The sequence below is a fragment of the Undibacterium sp. Ji42W genome (assembly GCF_049340405.1).
GTDB lineage: Bacteria > Pseudomonadota > Gammaproteobacteria > Burkholderiales > Burkholderiaceae_D > Undibacterium.
Genome location: NZ_JBMPOV010000017.1, coordinates 11,658 through 27,300, shown reverse-complemented (window position 1 = coordinate 27,300; position 15,643 = coordinate 11,658). Strand labels below are relative to the sequence as shown.

Genomic DNA, 15,643 nt, shown 5'->3' with positions numbered 1-15,643 from the left:
CTTAGTGCCTTTCCCTGCGCTTTTACACAAGCTTGTCCACATATTTTGTGCAGAATAAATTGTAATTCATGGGGAAAATGATGGTAAAGACAATATTTTAAACCCGCATGTGAATAATTAGAGTTTGCCACTTTTTTAGGCGTGAATAAAAGATTGATTAAAATCAGTGACTTAGTTACATACCCTATAGTTTTTCACATAGTTGTCCACATATTTTGTGCAAAAGCCCAGACTGAAGCAAATCTGTCTCGTGCATGTTTGCTTTAATGTTAATTTTTTTGTGGAAAAAGCATTGTTGCACTGAAAAACTACCGCTTGCCTGTTTTTCTGGCAGGACATATTAATGATTAAAAATCAGTGACTTGTCGCATTTATTTGCGGTAATGCACAATGTTGTCCACATATTTTGTGCAAAACGCAGAGCATTTTCCTGCTCACATTTTTATGATGAAAATTTGTGCAAAAATGCGTCAGATTGGATGTTTGCCTAAAATATTGGCAGTACAATAATTTGCTTTTAAATCAGTCACTTGTCAGTATGTGCAAGACTTTTGCACATACTTGTCCACAAATTATGTGCAGAAAAGACGGGGCTAAAATGGAAAAAATGCTGTTTTATCCACAAAATCGCTGTGCCTAAATCTTTGGCACAGTCAAAAAAATGAATTAAATCATGGGCTTAGGTAGAATCGATGTACTTATCCACAAGCTTGCACACAGATTTTGTGTAAAACAGTGACTATTTTCAATCACGATATGTTGTTGGGATCAAAGCGAGCTTTATGCTTTTGTTGAAAATTATGCTTTGAAACATTTTGTGCCTAGTTTTTTGCTTTGCACTCTTGCCCGCAGGCAGACAACGCGCTACATTGCGGGCTTGGATTTAGGAACCTTCAAGGAGTTAATTTGTTCGATATCATTCGCGCCGCGGGCTGGCCAATTTATTTTTTATTGATTGCCTCAGTGATAGCGCTGGCTTTAATCATAGAACGCAGCCTTTCTTTGCGTCGTAGCCGCATTTTGCCACCAACTCTGGTCGATGAAGTCATCCGTGTTTATCAGGCAGGCAAGGTCAAACCAGAAGTCATAGATCAACTGGCTGGCAATTCTCCTTTGGGTAAAGTACTGGCAGCGGGTTTGCGCAATGTGAATGCGCCGCGTGAAGTCATGAAGGAATCGATAGAAGAAGCGGGTAATGCTGTTGCCCATGAACTTGAGCGTTTCCTGACTACTTTGGGCACGATTGCTTCTCTGGCACCTTTGATGGGCCTGTTTGGCACTGTCGTCGGTATGATAGAAATTTTCGGTTCGCAAAATGCGACAGGCGCCAATCCGGCGCAACTGGCGCATGGTATTTCTGTGGCTTTGTATAACACTGGCTTTGGTTTGATGATTGCCATGCCTGCGATGGTGTTCTGGCGTCATTTCCGCGCGCTGGTGGATAGCATCGTCGTCGATATGGAACAACAGGCAATCAAGTTTGTTGATGTCGTCCACAGCTCCAGGAAGTAGTCATGAATTTTCGTAAAGGAAGGGGCAGGGAAGAGCCAGAGATCAACCTGATCCCGTTTATCGACGTCTTGCTGGTGATCCTGATTTTCTTGATGGTGACGACGACGTATAGCCGTTTCACCGAATTGCAAATCACCTTGCCGACTGCAGACGCAGAAAAAGCCCAGGACAAACCGAATCAGATTGATATTGGTATTGATGCCCAGGGCCGCTACAAGATCAATAACCAGGCCGTGTCTTTCCTTGACACGTTGACTTTGGCGGAAGACTTGAAAAAAGCGGCAGCAGCGCTGGAAGCTGGCAAAACTGGTACCCAGCCTGATCCTGTGATCATCATCAATGCTGACCGTGCGACCAGCCATCAGTCTGTGATCGATGTGCTGGAAGCTGCACGTATTGCTGGCATGGCCAAGGTCACGTTTGCGGCCCAGGCTACGGCGAAGTAAAGTATGAAATGACCAGCTTGTAAGTAGCGTAGTGCTTCAGAAGCTGGCAAGAAACCGGGGAGTGTAACTCCCCGGTTTCTTTTTGTAGAAAACAGCTATAGAAAAACAAGAGAGTGACATGCGGGCAGTATTGGAAAAAGTCTTATTGAGTACCTGGCAAAAGCGCGGGCTGCTGGCTTGTTTGCTGTGGCCAGTGTCCAGGCTATTCCAGCTCATCGTCACTTTCCGTTTTGGCTTGTTTGTGATGGGCTACAAAGCACAAACCAAATTGCCCGTACCTGTGGTCGTGGTCGGCAATATCTTTATAGGCGGTACCGGCAAGACACCGCTGGTGATCTGGCTGGTGCAGCAATTAAAGCAGGCGGGCTGGCATCCGGCTGTCATTTCGCGTGGTTATGGTGTGCATGCCGAGAGCGTGATCTTGCTGGATGCTGCTTCGCAAGCGCAGCAGGTTGGTGATGAGCCAGTATTGATTGCTGCCAGGGCAGCATGCCCGGTAGCGGTGGGGCGTGACCGCGTTGCCGTGGCGCGTTGCGTGCTGGCAGCTAATCCGCAAGTCGATGTCATTATTGCTGACGATGGTTTGCAGCATTACGCCCTGGGACGTGATGTTGAACTCGTGCTGTTTGACCAGCGTGGCGCTGGCAATGGCTGGCTGTTGCCAGCCGGGCCTTTGCGTGAACCTGTGGAAAGGCGGCGTGATTTTACTATCTGCAATATGCCAGCGCCGGACGCAGTATTTCCGTCCACGATGCCCGCAGACACCGTGCGCATGCAGTTGTTGGCAGGTCAGGCTTATCGTTTGTCCGACGATACGCAATGCAAGCCACTGGCCGAATTCGCAGGGCAGCGTTTGCTGGCAGCGGCTGGCATAGGTAACCCACAACGATTTTTCAATATGCTGGCAATGCAAGGTTTGCCATGTCAGACCAGAGCTTTTCCTGATCATCATGCCTTTGATGCGCAGAGTTTTGAAGGTGTTGATGCTGATTGCATCCTGATTACCGAAAAGGATGCAGTAAAATGTAGGCAAAACCCGGCTTTACTGGACGATACCCGCATCTGGGTAGTGCCAGTCGAAGCTCAACTTGATGCAGCTTTTGCCGCATCCCTGATACAAATGATTTCGGAGAAAAAACATGGACGCACGTCTGCTTGATGTGTTGGTTTGCCCTTTGTGCAAAGGACAATTGGTCTACCAAAAAGCCAGTCAGGAATTGATTTGCTATGGCGATAAACTGGCTTACCAGATACGCGACGATATCCCCATCATGTGGGCAGATCAGGCGCGCGCGCTGACGAATGAAGAACTTGATGCCAGACCCAAGGCATAAGTTTTATGAGTTTTATCGCTATTATTCCGGCCCGGCTGGCCTCCAGCCGTTTAGCCAATAAACCGCTGGCAGACATAGGCGGCAAACCCATGGTGGTGCGTACTGCCGAGCAGGCTTTGCTGTCTGGTGCCAGTGCCATCATGGTAGCTACTGACCATGCCGACATCGTCGCAGCTTGTAATGCGCATGGCGTGCCTGTTTGCATGACACGGGCAGATCACCCCTCAGGCACCGACCGCATTGCTGAAGTCGCCGCCAATATGAACCTGGCGGACGATGCGGTTGTCGTCAATGTGCAGGGTGATGAGCCATTGATAGATCCGGCCCTGATCGCAGCAACAGCGGCACTGGTCAATGCTGATGTGCCGATGGCGACTGCAGCCCATCCTATCCATGCTGTGGAAGATGGCTTTAATCCCAATGTCGTCAAGGTGGTATTAGACAAGCATGGCCGCGCCCTGTATTTTTCACGCGCCACCATCCCCTGGCATAGGGATGGATTTGCTGTCAGTCGCGAGCAGTTTCCACCCGCTTATGCGCCTTTACGCCATATCGGTTTGTATGCCTACCGCAACGATTTTTTAAAAAAATATCCGCAACTAGCCGTTTCTCCACTGGAACAAATTGAGGCCTTGGAGCAGTTGCGGGTTTTGTGGCATGGCTATGCCATCGCGGTTCATGTGACCGGCTCCAGCCCCGCGCCAGGGGTGGATACGGCAGAAGATCTGGAACGTGTCCGGCAATTTTTTATGGATAAGAAATAAAAAAACGGGCAAAACCCCAAGTTTTCGTGGCAAAGCATCAAGAATTGCGAAAATTGTGGTAAGTTTCGTGAAAAGAAACTGTGTTATCAAGCTAAATAAGAAAAGCAAAAAAGAGCCGTGCCTGCCATGAAACCACTGGCTGTCATGTTTTGATAACACAGGCACAAAAAATTCAAACTCGTCTTAGGAAATTTAACATGCGTCTTATTTTGTTGGGAGCGCCGGGTGCCGGCAAGGGTACACAAGCTACTTATATCAAAGAAAAATACAATATTCCTCAAATCTCTACTGGTGACATGTTGCGTGCAGCCATCGCTGCTGGTACCTCTTTGGGTCTGGAAGCAAAAAAAGTCATGGATACCGGTGGACTGGTATCTGATGACATCATCATCGGTCTGGTCAAAGACAGACTGACACAGCCTGATTGCGCCAATGGTTATCTGTTCGACGGTTTTCCTCGCACTACACCACAAGCGGATGCGATGAAAGATGCTGGCGTGACGATAGACTATGTACTTGAAATCAATGTACCGGATGAAGCTATCATCGACCGCATGAGTGGCCGTCGTGTCCATCCAGGTTCTGGTCGTACTTACCACGTCAAATTCAATCCACCAAAAGTTGAGGGCAAGGATGATGTGACTGGTGAAGAACTGGTGCAACGTCCTGATGACAAGGAAGAAACCGTCAAGAGGCGTTTATCCGTGTATCACGAACAAACTGAAATCCTATTGTCTTACTATGGTGATTGGGCCAAGTCTGGCAAACCAGGCGCCCCCAAATATCGCAAGATTGCTGGTGTCGGACCGGTAGAGTCCATCCGCGACAGCGCATTTGCGGCGCTGGCTGAATAAGTAAGATAAAAGCGGACTGCAATGTCCGCTTTTTTTATGGCTAAGCCCCAGCCTGTTTCTCCAAAAATATGGGCTACGTAAAAGTTTCGCAGTGTGCAGGATTCATTTTTGTCATTTGATGCAAGGCAGTCTGGCGTCAGGGTCTGGAAAATGAAGAATGGTCGTTGTTTTACTTTGTCGTTAAAAAAATGCATGCGCCCACAAGGCCAGCATGCCTATAACATTGGAGGAGTCAACATGGTAACAAGTCTTTGGTTTGTCATTGCCTGTGGCGTCATCGCCGTACTATATGGTTTGATATCGCGCAGCTGGATCCTGAAGCAAGATGCCGGTAATGTACGCATGCAGGAAATCGCTACCGCGATCCAGCAAGGTGCAGCCGCTTATCTGGCGCGACAGTACCGCACCATTGCCATTGTTGGCGTGGTGTTGTTTATTGCCGTTGCTGCCATTCCTGGCCTGGGCTTGATTACTGCTATCGGTTTCCTGATTGGTGCGGTCTTGTCAGGTGCCTGCGGCTTCATTGGCATGAATGTCTCAGTGAGGGCAAATGTCAGAACTGCGCAGGCAGCAACAAAGGGCATGAATGAGGCGCTGGATGTGGCTTTCCGTGGTGGCGCCATCACCGGCATGCTGGTCGTCGGCCTGGGTTTGCTCGGTGTGACGATCTTCTACTGGGTATTGGTCATGAATGCTGCCGGCAGTACGCTGACACAGCATGATGTCATCAAACCCCTCATAGGCCTGGCTTTTGGTGCCTCGCTGATTTCCATCTTCGCCCGTCTTGGCGGCGGCATTTTTACCAAGGGTGCTGACGTTGGTGCTGATCTCGTTGGTAAGGTCGAAGCAGGTATCCCTGAAGATGACCCGCGTAACCCTGCCGTGATTGCTGATAATGTCGGCGACAATGTTGGCGACTGCGCTGGTATGGCCGCTGACTTGTTTGAAACCTATGTCGTGACACTGATCGCTACCATGTTGCTGGGGGCGCTGGTGATCACCAGCAATGTCACAGAAGCGATTGTTTATCCTTTATTGCTCGGTGCTGTTTCCATCCTGGCTTCCATCGTTGGTTGCTCCATGGTGAAAGCCAAGCCTGGCAAGAAAATCATGTCTGCCTTGTACACAGGTTTGTGGTGGGCTGCAGGTTTGTCGCTGGTCGGTTTTGCTGTCGTTACCTGGCAAGTATGGCCTGATGAAGCCATGCGCATGAAGATGATGGGCTCGTCACTGGTGGGTATCGTGCTCACTGGCCTGATGGTGTATATCACTGAGTACTATACGGGCACAGATTTCAAGCCTGTACGGCATGTGGCTGAGGCATCTACTACAGGGCATGGTACCAACATCATTGCCGGCCTGGGTGTGTCGATGAAGTCAACGGCCTGGCCAGTGCTGGCCGTATGTGCATCCATTCTTGTCTCTTTCCATCTCGCCGGTTTGTACGGCATCGCCATTGCGGCAACTTCCATGTTGTCGATGGCGGGCATCATCGTAGCGCTTGATGCCTATGGTCCTATCACTGACAATGCTGGTGGTATTGCCGAGATGTCAGAAATGCCTGCTTCAGTGCGTGCGATTACTGATCCGCTGGATGCGGTCGGTAATACTACCAAGGCTGTCACCAAGGGTTATGCCATAGGTTCTGCTGGTCTGGCTGCACTGGTGCTGTTTGCCGATTACACCCACGCGCTGGATTCTGTCGGCAAGAGCACTTCGTTTGATTTGTCCAATCCACAAGTCATCGTCGGCCTGTTCATCGGTGGCTTGATTCCCTACCTGTTTGGTGCCATGGCGATGGAGGCCGTAGGTCGTGCTGCCGGTGCCGTAGTGGTGGAGGTGCGCCGCCAGTTCAAGGAAATCAAGGGCATCATGGATGGCACAGGCAAGCCTGAGTATGACAAGGCAGTTGATATGCTGACGACATCTGCTATCAAGGAAATGATTGTTCCATCGCTGCTGCCTGTCATCGTGCCTATTCTGGTTGGCATGCTGTTGGGGCCAGCTGCGCTTGGTGGCTTGTTGATGGGGACTATTGTCACTGGCTTGTTTGTCGCTATCTCCATGACTACCGGTGGTGGTGCATGGGACAATGCCAAGAAATATATAGAGGATGGTCACTTTGGTGGCAAAGGGTCAGAAGCGCACAAGGCTGCCGTAACGGGTGATACTGTTGGTGATCCATACAAGGATACCGCTGGCCCCGCCATTAACCCCCTGATCAAGATCATCAATATTGTCGCTTTGCTGCTAGTGCCTATCTTGCCTGCGGTTGGCACGAATGAAGTTGCCAAGCATGCAACGCCGACGATGCCGGTAGTGCAGTCGGCCGCACCGGCGGCATCTACCTCAGCATCAGTGCCTGTATTGGTACCTGCACCAGCGTCCGCCTCCGTATCTGCTCCCATGGTGGCGCCTGAGCCGCCGGCTATGCAAGAAGCCGCACCTGCCAGCAAGTAATTGCTTTTGCAGGGCTTGATCTGTAGTTTGAAAAGTGGTGGCAATTTTTGCCGCCACTTTTTTACTTTTAGCTTCGTACAATTATTCGCTACAATAGGACTATGTGACGTTAACGTAAACGTAAGCGGCATTGTGCTGCGGATTCAATACTGTTCATTCCCGATTCATCTTTAAACTTGGAGAGACAAACATGCAAATTCAAAATCATGTATTTATTATTACTGGTGGTGCTTCCGGCCTGGGTGCAGCTACGGCAAGAATGATCGTTGCCAATGGCGGCAAGGTCGTGCTGGCAGATGTGCAGGTAGAAGCCGGTGAAACACTCGCTGCTGAGCTGGGTGGCAAGTTTGTCAAATGCGATGTCACTTCCGAGGCAGATGGCAAAGCTGTCGTCGAGGCGGCTGCTACTCTGGGCACTCTGCGTGGTCTGGTGAATTGCGCTGGCGTTGCTCCAGCGATCAAGACCGTTGGTAAAGATGGCCCGCATCCGCTGGATGTGTTCCAGCGTGTGGTCAATATCAATCTGATTGGTACTTTCAATATGTGCCGTCTGGCAGCAGATGCCATGGGTAAGACCGAAGCTGCCGAGCATGGTGAGCGTGGTGTCATCATCAACACAGCATCCGTCGCTGCTTATGATGGTCAGATTGGCCAGGCAGCCTATGCTTCTTCCAAGGCAGCAGTCGTTGGCCTGACCCTGCCTATGGCACGCGATTTGTCACGTAGCGGCATTCGCGTCATGACGATTGCACCTGGCATTTTTGAAACACCGATGCTGCTGGGCATGCCGCAAGAAGTGCAGGACGCGCTGGGCAAGATGGTGCCGTTTCCTCCGCGCCTTGGCAAACCGGATGAGTATGCGAATCTGGCCAAGTCGATTATTGAGAATGTGATGTTGAATGGGGAAACTATCCGTTTAGACGGCGCCATTCGCATGCAACCCAAGTGAAACGTTGATAAAGCTACTGCGCGTCACGATTTTGAGCCTGCGATGCTCGTCGTACTTAAGTACGACTGCGCTTCTTAACTCAAACTCGTGGCGCTCGCTACGCTTTCTCAACGCTTCACGAGCCTCAGTGTGCTGACAAAAAAATTGCTGTTGTATTTGCAGAGCATGATTCTTTCACTGTGCCGTGCAGCATGACAAATTGCTAGGGGACTACTACACTAGGGCAAATCTGGATTTGCCCTTTTTTTATGCCTACACAAACGAGTAATAATGCGGGAACAGGATTGATCTTGACGGGTGGTGGGGCGCGTGCGGCCTATCAGGTTGGGGTGCTACATGAGATTTCGACTATTCTGGTGGAGTCCGGCTGGCATCCTGCCAGCAATCCGTTTGGCATTATCTGCGGTACCTCGGCAGGGGCGATCAATGCGACCTCGTTAGCTTGCGGGGCTGATAATTTTGCTGATGCAGTGGGGCGCATGCTGCATATCTGGGAAAACTTTGAAGCGGCGCAGGTGTACCGGGCCGATTCACTGGGTGTCATGCGCAGCGGCGCGCGCTGGCTGACATTGTGGTCGTTTGGCTGGTTGTTGAACAAATGGCGCAAAGCACCGCCCAACTCACTGCTGGATAATTCTCCACTGGAAGCGCTGTTAAGCCGCATGCTGGATCTGAGTAGCCTGGATGCTGCATTCAACAATGGCAGCTTGCATGCGCTGGCGGTCACGGCATCTTCTTATACTGCTGGTCAGCATCTGACTTTTTACCAGACTCTGGCAGATATTGAACCCTGGGTCAGGAGTCAGCGTCTGGCGCAGCGTGATTTTATCGGCGTTCAGCATTTGCTTGCATCTGCTGCCATTCCTTTTATTTTTCCTGCCGTGCCGTTGAACTGGGGCGGGCGTATGGAATATTGTGGTGATGGTTCCATGCGCCAGCTGGCGCCGATATCGCCTGCCATCCATCTGGGGGCGCAAAAGGTCTTGATCGTCGGCGCTGGTCGTTTGACTGAGCCACCCAGTGTCAGTACTGAAACGGCACGTTATCCCAGCCTGGCGCAAATTGCCGGTCATGCCTTGTCCAGCATTTTTCTTGATAGCCTTGCCGTGGATATAGAAAGGCTGATGCGCATCAACAAGACCTTGTCGATGTTGCCGCCGGAATTGCTGGAGAAAACACCTTTGCGCCCGGTGGATTTACTGGTTATCGCACCTTCAGAGCGGCTCGATGAAATTGCCAGCCGCCATACCAACAGTCTGCCTTTACCTGTGCGCACCATGCTGGGCGGCATAGGCGCTACCGAGGCGCGCGGCTCGGCATTGGCATCTTATCTGCTATTTGAATCGACTTATACCAAAGAATTGATTGCACTTGGGCGACGTGATACCCGTGCCAGGGTGGATGATGTCTTGCACTTCTTTGGGGTTGATACAAAAGTACGCGCGTCAGTGCGATTAGCTTGATTTCAGCGCAACATTGCCTCAAGGAATTTTGTCGGAAATGTGACAGGCGCATGAATTAATATATTGTAACATCTGCAACAATGGTTGATTCATCATCGACAAACCGTTACTCTATGCGCTGTTTAAGCGTGTGCGGATAGACAACATAATGATAAATCCAACATTTTTTAAAAAATGGCTGGTATTCCTGACGCTTGCTTTGCTGGCTACAACCAGCTTTGCCAAAAGCCCACATGATTTGGGACTGGTGGCGCTGGCCGAATTGCCTAAAGAAGCACAGACAACGCTGACGCTCATCAAGCAGGGCGGCCCATTTCCTTATGACAAGGATGGCGTTGTGTTCGGCAATTATGAATCCAGATTGCCGAAGCAAAAGCGTGGTTACTATCATGAATATACGGTAAAGACGCCGCGCGCCCGCAACCGTGGCGTGCGTCGTATTATTGCCGGAGCAAACCCGCAAACTTCGGGTGAATACTATTACACGGAAGACCATTACGAGAGTTTTCGCAGAATTAAAGAGTAAATATGATCTCAGCAACCGAGGGAGAAATGGAATTGTTGGCGACGGTTGCACCAAACGTGGTGCAATCGATACGTGCTTTTCGTGTGCCGGATTTACAGGCTGAAGCAGGCAAGCTGGGCCAGCATTTCCTGTATGCCTATTGCCTGGAGGCTTTAACAAAGCAACAGGTGCTGGGCAAGATTGCTTTATCCTTTGGCTTTCCCAAGCCTATGTGCCGTAATCTGGATGCCTTGTCAGATTGTCTGACTGATATGATTTACAAGGCTGGTCCGCAACCAGGCTTTTTAATCGTGCTTGAGCAATTGCCAAATACGCAAAAATTTGACAAGGAAGCACGCGAGACGCTGCTGGACGTTTTCCGTGACGCAGCCGATTTTTGGGCTGACAGAAAAGTCGCTTTCCGCGTGTTCTACTCTTTCGAATAGTATTTCGATGGTATTTTAATACCTTGTATAATAAGTGCCGGTAAGTAATTATCGGCATTTTTATTTGGGGCTAGGCCCCTGTCAGCGGTACAATGCCGCCATGAAAAAGATTGTTATCCTCATTTCTGGTCGTGGCAGCAACATGCAAGCCATTGTTGAAGCCGCAGCAAAACAGCAATGGCCAGCGCAAATCGCTGCCGTTATCAGCAATCGTGCCGATGCAGGTGGCCTGGAATATGCCGCCAGCCGTGGGATACCAACGGCAGTAGTCGTCAGTAAGCAATTTGCTACGCGTGATGCATTTGATGCTGCTTTGCAGGCAAAAATAGACGAATTTGCACCCGATCTGGTCGTTTTGGCCGGTTTCATGCGTATATTGACGGCAGGCTTTGTCGAGCATTATGCAGGCAGGATGTTGAATATCCATCCATCGCTGTTACCTAGCTTTGTCGGTTTGGCTACTCATCAGCAGGCAATTGATGCGGGCGTTAAAGTGCATGGCGTGACCGTGCATTTTGTGACTGCCGAGCTCGATCATGGTCCTATCGTCGCGCAAGCGGTTGTGCCGGTGCTTTACGACGATACAGAAGACACACTGTCGCACAAGGTCCTTGAGCAAGAGCACCAGATTTACCCACGCGCCGTATTGCAGTTTGTCGAAGGCAAATTGCGCATAGACGGCAACCGTGTTCATATCAGTAATTAATAAATTAATTAGTAAGCATCACCAAGACTGCTAGCGTGGTTTTGCGTGAGCATTAGTCAACACTATATAGTAATTTGGTCCGTCCGGACCACGTCAGCATATTAGAAGGAAGCAGCATGAGATTACCTCCAGCCATACTCGTCAATACCGAAGAAGTATTACGTGAGATTTTGCGTTTTACCGGCCCGGCAGATGGCACTTTGTCGCGTTACTTTCGTGATCACCCACGCCTGGGTTCGCGCGAGCGCGGCGTGGTTGCGGAGGCTGTCTATGGCCTGCTACGCAATAAATCGGTGTACACCAATTTTTCCGAGTCCGGTATTGGTTCGCCCATGCGCCGCCTGAGCTTGCTGGGCCTCGCCGATGCAGTTGGCGTAGATTCCCTGGGTGGTTTGACCGACGATGAAACCGCATGGCTGCAACGCGTCATGGAAATCGACCGTACGCACCTGCCTTTGATAATGAAAGCCAATCTGCCAGAATGGCTGTGGACAAAACTGGTGGAGCGTTTTGGTGAAGAAGATGCGCTGGCACTGGCCATGTCGCTCAATACTCCGGCACCACTGGATCTGCGCGTCAATACGATCAAAGGTGACCGTGAAACCGTCATCACTACATTGGCGCAAGCACCTATCATCGCTGAACCTACACCGTATTCAAGCACAGGTTTGCGGGTGCGCAAAAAGCCGTCCATCCAGAATCTGCCTTTGTTTAAAGATGGCACGATAGAAGTGCAGGACGAAGGCAGTCAGTTGCTGGCACAACTGGTGGGTGCCAAACGCGGTGAAATGGTAGCTGACTTTTGCGCGGGTGCCGGTGGCAAGACATTGGCACTGGGCGCATTGATGCGCAACACAGGCCGCTTGTACGCTTTTGATATTTCTGAAAAACGCTTGGCCAAACTGAAGCCACGCATGGCGCGTAGTGGTTTGTCGAATGTACATCCAGTCGTCATTGCACATGAAAAAGATGCCAAGATCAAGCGTCTGGCAGGCAAACTGGACCGCGTGCTGGTTGATGCGCCTTGTAGTGGCCTGGGTACCTTGCGCCGTAATCCTGATGTCAAATGGCGCCAGACACCGGTTGGTGTCGCTGAACTCAATGTCAAACAGGCTTCCATCCTGGCCAGCGCTGCGCGCATGGTCAAGCCAGGTGGTCGTCTGGTATACGCGACCTGTAGTATCCTCGATGAAGAAAATGAAGGCATCGTCCAGGCTTTCCTTGCTGAACACACAGACTATGTACTGGTACCTGCTTCACAGGTATTGGCCGAGCAAAAAGTGGATCTGGAAATGGGTGACTATCTGAAGCTCTACCCGCATCTGCATCAGACCGACGGTTTCTTTGCAGCGATAATGGAACGTAAAAAAGCCCCAGCCAAAGTTGTGCCCGAAGAAGGCGCAACAGATGTAGTCACTCCAGAAGCAGAAGAGACTTAATTCGCGCGCTGAGGTAGTTTAATTTAATCATCCATTTCATTGTTCCTGACTACGCTCCATGAGTACGCCTTTACTTGCCAGCTTATTGTCTGACTTATCGAAAGATTTAGGTCAGCCTGATTTTTATTGGCAAGTAGGGGCGGTCGCCCTGTGTTTTAGCCTCGCCTGGTTGTTGTCGCGCGCACTCAGGCGCGGCTTTACTGCCAAAGACACAGACTCTGATGTGGTAAAACTGGGTGTGGAAAGTTTTGCCCGTGTACTCTCGCCAACTCTGGCGATGATTTTTATCCTGATCGCAAAAATGATTTTAGGCAAATGGCTGCATACGCATTTGCTGTCTTTGCTATTTCCCATCATCGGCTCACTGGCATTGATACGCTTTGCTTTTTACGTTGTGCGGCAAACCTTTGCCCGTGATGGTTCCATAGGTAGCTTCCTCGCGGCATTTGAAAAGCTCTTTGCCGGCCTGGTCTGGCTGGGTGTGGTATTGCATTTCACCGGCCTGGGCCAGGAATTATTCACCGGTCTGGACGAGGTCTCTCTACCCATAGGTAAAAACAAGGTAACACTACTGACCATACTGCAAGCAGTGGCCTCGGTCGTGGTTACTCTGGTCGTCGCCATGTGGGCAAGTGCGGCGCTGGAAACGCGCCTCATGTCCTTGCCAAATGCACATACTTCATTGAAAGTAGTCCTGTCTCGCGTCGGCAGGGCGATGTTTATTCTGCTGGCCATACTCATCAGTCTGACACTGGTTGGCATAGACCTGACGGTCTTGTCCGTCTTTGGTGGCGCCCTCGGCGTAGGGTTGGGTTTTGGTTTGCAAAAAATTACCAGCAGTTATGTTTCCGGTTTCATTATTTTGCTTGACCGTAGCATGTCCATAGGTGACATGATCACGGTAGATAAATTCAGCGGACGGGTGACCCAAATCAATACCCGCTACACAGTATTGCAAGGCCAGGATGGTGGCGAAGCTGTTATTCCCAATGAAATGCTGGTCTCCACACCCGTGCAAAACTATTCACTAAGCGACAGAACTGTGGCAATGTGGACGGATATGACAGTAGGTTATGAAACTGAACTCGACAAGATCATGCCCATACTTGGCCAGGCAGCAGCCACGGTAGAGCGTGTTTGCAAAGCCCCTGCCCCTACTGCTTATTTGCTGAAGTTTGGTGCCGACGGCTTTGAGCTGCGGGTAGGCTTCTGGATTGCCGACCCTGAAAATGGTCGCTCCAGCGTCATGTCTGCTGTTAATCTTGCTTTGTGGCAGGTTTTGCAAGAACACAAAGTGAATTTGCCCTATGGTCAAAGGGTTGTGACCATAATTAACAGTCCACTTAAAGAAACTTGAAGCCAGGCAATAATATTAGTTTTAGAATTGGGATGATTCCTCTAAAAACGCGTACAATGCCGTCCGATGTCTATAATGAAAAGAGTTGATTGCGTTTTTGCGGAATCAACCAAGATGCCGTCAATAACAATGGAGTACATGTCATTTTGAGCACTTTTATCGATACAGTAGTTGATTTTCTGTCCAATGGCCTGACCCGTGCAACGGGCTGGCAGGTGTTTATTTTTACTATGGTTGTGACCCACATCACGATTGCCAGTGTGACGATATTCCTGCACCGCTGCCAGGCACACCGTGCCCTGGAATTGCATGCTATTCCCAGCCATTTCTTCCGTTTCTGGTTGTGGCTGACGACTGGGCAGGTCACCAAGGAATGGGCAGCGATTCACCGCAAGCACCATGCTAAATGCGAAACTGAAGAAGATCCGCATAGCCCGGTAACACGCGGTATCAAAAAAGTCTTGCTTGAAGGTGCAGAACTGTATCGTGCAGAATCCAAAAATCTGGAAACCATGGAAAAGTATGGTCATGGCACGCCGGACGACTGGATGGAACGTAATGTTTACACCCGCTTTAGCTGGCAGGGCGTTGCCCTGATGTTGATTATTGACCTCATGCTGTTTGGTGTAATTGGTACGACAGTCTGGGCTGTACAGATGTTGTGGATACCTATTACCGCGGCTGGCATCATCAACGGTATCGGTCACTACTGGGGTTACCGCAATTATGATTGTACTGATGCCTCACGTAATATCTTGCCCTTCGGCATCCTGATCGGTGGCGAAGAGTTGCACAACAACCACCATACATTTGGTACATCAGCCAAATTGTCGTCCAAATGGTATGAGTTCGATATTGGCTGGTTGTATATCCGCTGCATGGAAATTGTAGGTCTGGCCAAGGTCAAGAAAGTCGCTCCTGAACCCAAGTTCAAGGAAATCAAGACTGTCGTTGATCTGGAAACCCTGCAAGCTGTAATCACCAACCGCTATGACGTGATGGCGAAATACACCAAGTCCCTGCGCCGCGCCTGGCGTGAGGAAGTAGCAAGCTTGCGCGAGAAAGCCATGTTCGAGGCGCACATGCTCAAATCGACCAAGAAATTGTTGCAGCGTGAGCCCACCAAGCTCGAAGCGCCTCAGCAACAGCAATTGTCTGAGGTACTGGCACATAGCCGCGCACTAAAAACCATGCATGATATGCGTGTGGAGTTGGGCCTGATCTGGGAGCGTTCCACCGTCAGCCGTGAGCAACTGGTGCAGCAATTGCAGGATTGGTGTGTACGTGCAGAAGCATCCGGCATCCAGACTCTGCGTGAATTCTCGTTAAGGCTACGTACTTACGCCTGATAGCGTAGTTGCCAATTTGGCATATTCAAGTATCTTAAAAACGGCACTTCGGTGCCGTT

General features: G+C 50.2%; 15 protein-coding genes. All 15 read left to right on the top strand.

The features are described from left to right. Nucleotides 1-906 precede the first annotated feature (906 nt). The 15 genes from ACO0LG_RS27120 (at nt 907) to ACO0LG_RS27050 (ending at nt 15,584) form a co-directional block, all read left to right on the top strand. Entirely contained in the window at nt 907-1,512 is a 606-nt protein-coding gene (locus tag ACO0LG_RS27120; protein ID WP_423031328.1) for a MotA/TolQ/ExbB proton channel family protein, read from the top strand. Nucleotides 1,513-1,514: 2 nt separating this feature from the next. Then, entirely contained in the window at nt 1,515-1,958 is a 444-nt protein-coding gene (locus tag ACO0LG_RS27115; protein ID WP_162058213.1) for an ExbD/TolR family protein, read from the top strand. Between the two features lie 118 nt (nt 1,959-2,076). Beyond that, on the top strand, nt 2,077-3,117 hold the full coding sequence (lpxK, locus tag ACO0LG_RS27110) for a tetraacyldisaccharide 4'-kinase (protein ID WP_423031325.1): 1,041 nt from the start codon (nt 2,077-2,079) through the stop codon (nt 3,115-3,117). Continuing rightward, nucleotides 3,098-3,292 (top strand): Trm112 family protein, encoded by a 195-nt coding sequence (locus ACO0LG_RS27105; protein ID WP_162040499.1) that lies wholly within the window; start codon nt 3,098-3,100, stop codon nt 3,290-3,292. The genes lpxK and ACO0LG_RS27105 overlap by 20 nt, the downstream gene beginning before the upstream one ends. A 5-nt stretch (nt 3,293-3,297) precedes the next feature. Continuing rightward, complete coding sequence (gene kdsB / locus ACO0LG_RS27100; RefSeq protein WP_423031323.1) at nt 3,298-4,056, top strand: 3-deoxy-manno-octulosonate cytidylyltransferase; 759 nt, start codon at nt 3,298-3,300, stop codon at nt 4,054-4,056. A gap of 197 nt (nt 4,057-4,253) precedes the next feature. Further along, on the top strand, nt 4,254-4,910 hold the full coding sequence (gene adk / locus ACO0LG_RS27095; protein ID WP_423031321.1) for an adenylate kinase: 657 nt from the start codon (nt 4,254-4,256) through the stop codon (nt 4,908-4,910). A gap of 237 nt (nt 4,911-5,147) precedes the next feature. Continuing rightward, nucleotides 5,148-7,370 (top strand): sodium-translocating pyrophosphatase, encoded by a 2,223-nt coding sequence (locus tag ACO0LG_RS27090; protein WP_423031319.1) that lies wholly within the window; start codon nt 5,148-5,150, stop codon nt 7,368-7,370. A 190-nt stretch (nt 7,371-7,560) separates the two neighbouring features. Continuing rightward, a complete protein-coding gene (locus ACO0LG_RS27085) occupies nt 7,561-8,319 on the top strand; it encodes a 3-hydroxyacyl-CoA dehydrogenase (RefSeq protein ID WP_423031317.1) in 759 nt (252 codons plus the stop codon). A gap of 248 nt (nt 8,320-8,567) precedes the next feature. Next, the gene (locus tag ACO0LG_RS27080; protein ID WP_423031315.1) at nt 8,568-9,782 is read left to right on the top strand and encodes a patatin-like phospholipase family protein; all 1,215 of its coding nucleotides are present in this window, start codon (nt 8,568-8,570) and stop codon (nt 9,780-9,782) included. A 148-nt stretch (nt 9,783-9,930) separates the two neighbouring features. Then, complete coding sequence (locus tag ACO0LG_RS27075) at nt 9,931-10,308, top strand: ribonuclease (RefSeq protein WP_423031313.1); 378 nt, start codon at nt 9,931-9,933, stop codon at nt 10,306-10,308. Nucleotides 10,309-10,334: 26 nt separating this feature from the next. Continuing rightward, nucleotides 10,335-10,733 (top strand): barstar family protein, encoded by a 399-nt coding sequence (locus tag ACO0LG_RS27070; protein ID WP_423031418.1) that lies wholly within the window; start codon nt 10,335-10,337, stop codon nt 10,731-10,733. A 100-nt stretch (nt 10,734-10,833) separates the two neighbouring features. Continuing rightward, complete coding sequence (gene purN / locus ACO0LG_RS27065) at nt 10,834-11,439, top strand: phosphoribosylglycinamide formyltransferase (protein WP_423031309.1); 606 nt, start codon at nt 10,834-10,836, stop codon at nt 11,437-11,439. A 116-nt stretch (nt 11,440-11,555) separates the two neighbouring features. Beyond that, nucleotides 11,556-12,878 carry an RsmB/NOP family class I SAM-dependent RNA methyltransferase gene (locus tag ACO0LG_RS27060; RefSeq protein WP_423031307.1) on the top strand — a complete coding sequence of 441 codons (1,323 nt, stop codon included), beginning with the start codon at nt 11,556-11,558 and terminating at the stop codon, nt 12,876-12,878. Nucleotides 12,879-12,936: 58 nt separating this feature from the next. Continuing rightward, complete coding sequence (locus ACO0LG_RS27055; protein ID WP_423031305.1) at nt 12,937-14,235, top strand: mechanosensitive ion channel family protein; 1,299 nt, start codon at nt 12,937-12,939, stop codon at nt 14,233-14,235. A 146-nt stretch (nt 14,236-14,381) separates the two neighbouring features. After that, nucleotides 14,382-15,584 carry a DesA family fatty acid desaturase gene (locus tag ACO0LG_RS27050; protein WP_423031303.1) on the top strand — a complete coding sequence of 401 codons (1,203 nt, stop codon included), beginning with the start codon at nt 14,382-14,384 and terminating at the stop codon, nt 15,582-15,584. Nucleotides 15,585-15,643: the final 59 nt, after the last annotated feature.

Coding starts and splice junctions, on each gene's coding strand:
- ACO0LG_RS27115 (WP_162058213.1), top strand. CDS start 1,515: ATGAATTTTCGTAAAGGAAGGGGCAGGGAAGAGCCAGAGATCAACCTG.
- lpxK (WP_423031325.1), top strand. CDS start 2,077: ATGCGGGCAGTATTGGAAAAAGTCTTATTGAGTACCTGGCAAAAGCGC.
- ACO0LG_RS27105 (WP_162040499.1), top strand. CDS start 3,098: ATGGACGCACGTCTGCTTGATGTGTTGGTTTGCCCTTTGTGCAAAGGA.
- kdsB (WP_423031323.1), top strand. CDS start 3,298: ATGAGTTTTATCGCTATTATTCCGGCCCGGCTGGCCTCCAGCCGTTTA.
- adk (WP_423031321.1), top strand. CDS start 4,254: ATGCGTCTTATTTTGTTGGGAGCGCCGGGTGCCGGCAAGGGTACACAA.
- ACO0LG_RS27090 (WP_423031319.1), top strand. CDS start 5,148: ATGGTAACAAGTCTTTGGTTTGTCATTGCCTGTGGCGTCATCGCCGTA.
- ACO0LG_RS27085 (WP_423031317.1), top strand. CDS start 7,561: ATGCAAATTCAAAATCATGTATTTATTATTACTGGTGGTGCTTCCGGC.
- ACO0LG_RS27080 (WP_423031315.1), top strand. CDS start 8,568: ATGCCTACACAAACGAGTAATAATGCGGGAACAGGATTGATCTTGACG.
- ACO0LG_RS27075 (WP_423031313.1), top strand. CDS start 9,931: ATGATAAATCCAACATTTTTTAAAAAATGGCTGGTATTCCTGACGCTT.
- ACO0LG_RS27070 (WP_423031418.1), top strand. CDS start 10,335: ATGGAATTGTTGGCGACGGTTGCACCAAACGTGGTGCAATCGATACGT.
- purN (WP_423031309.1), top strand. CDS start 10,834: ATGAAAAAGATTGTTATCCTCATTTCTGGTCGTGGCAGCAACATGCAA.
- ACO0LG_RS27060 (WP_423031307.1), top strand. CDS start 11,556: ATGAGATTACCTCCAGCCATACTCGTCAATACCGAAGAAGTATTACGT.
- ACO0LG_RS27055 (WP_423031305.1), top strand. CDS start 12,937: ATGAGTACGCCTTTACTTGCCAGCTTATTGTCTGACTTATCGAAAGAT.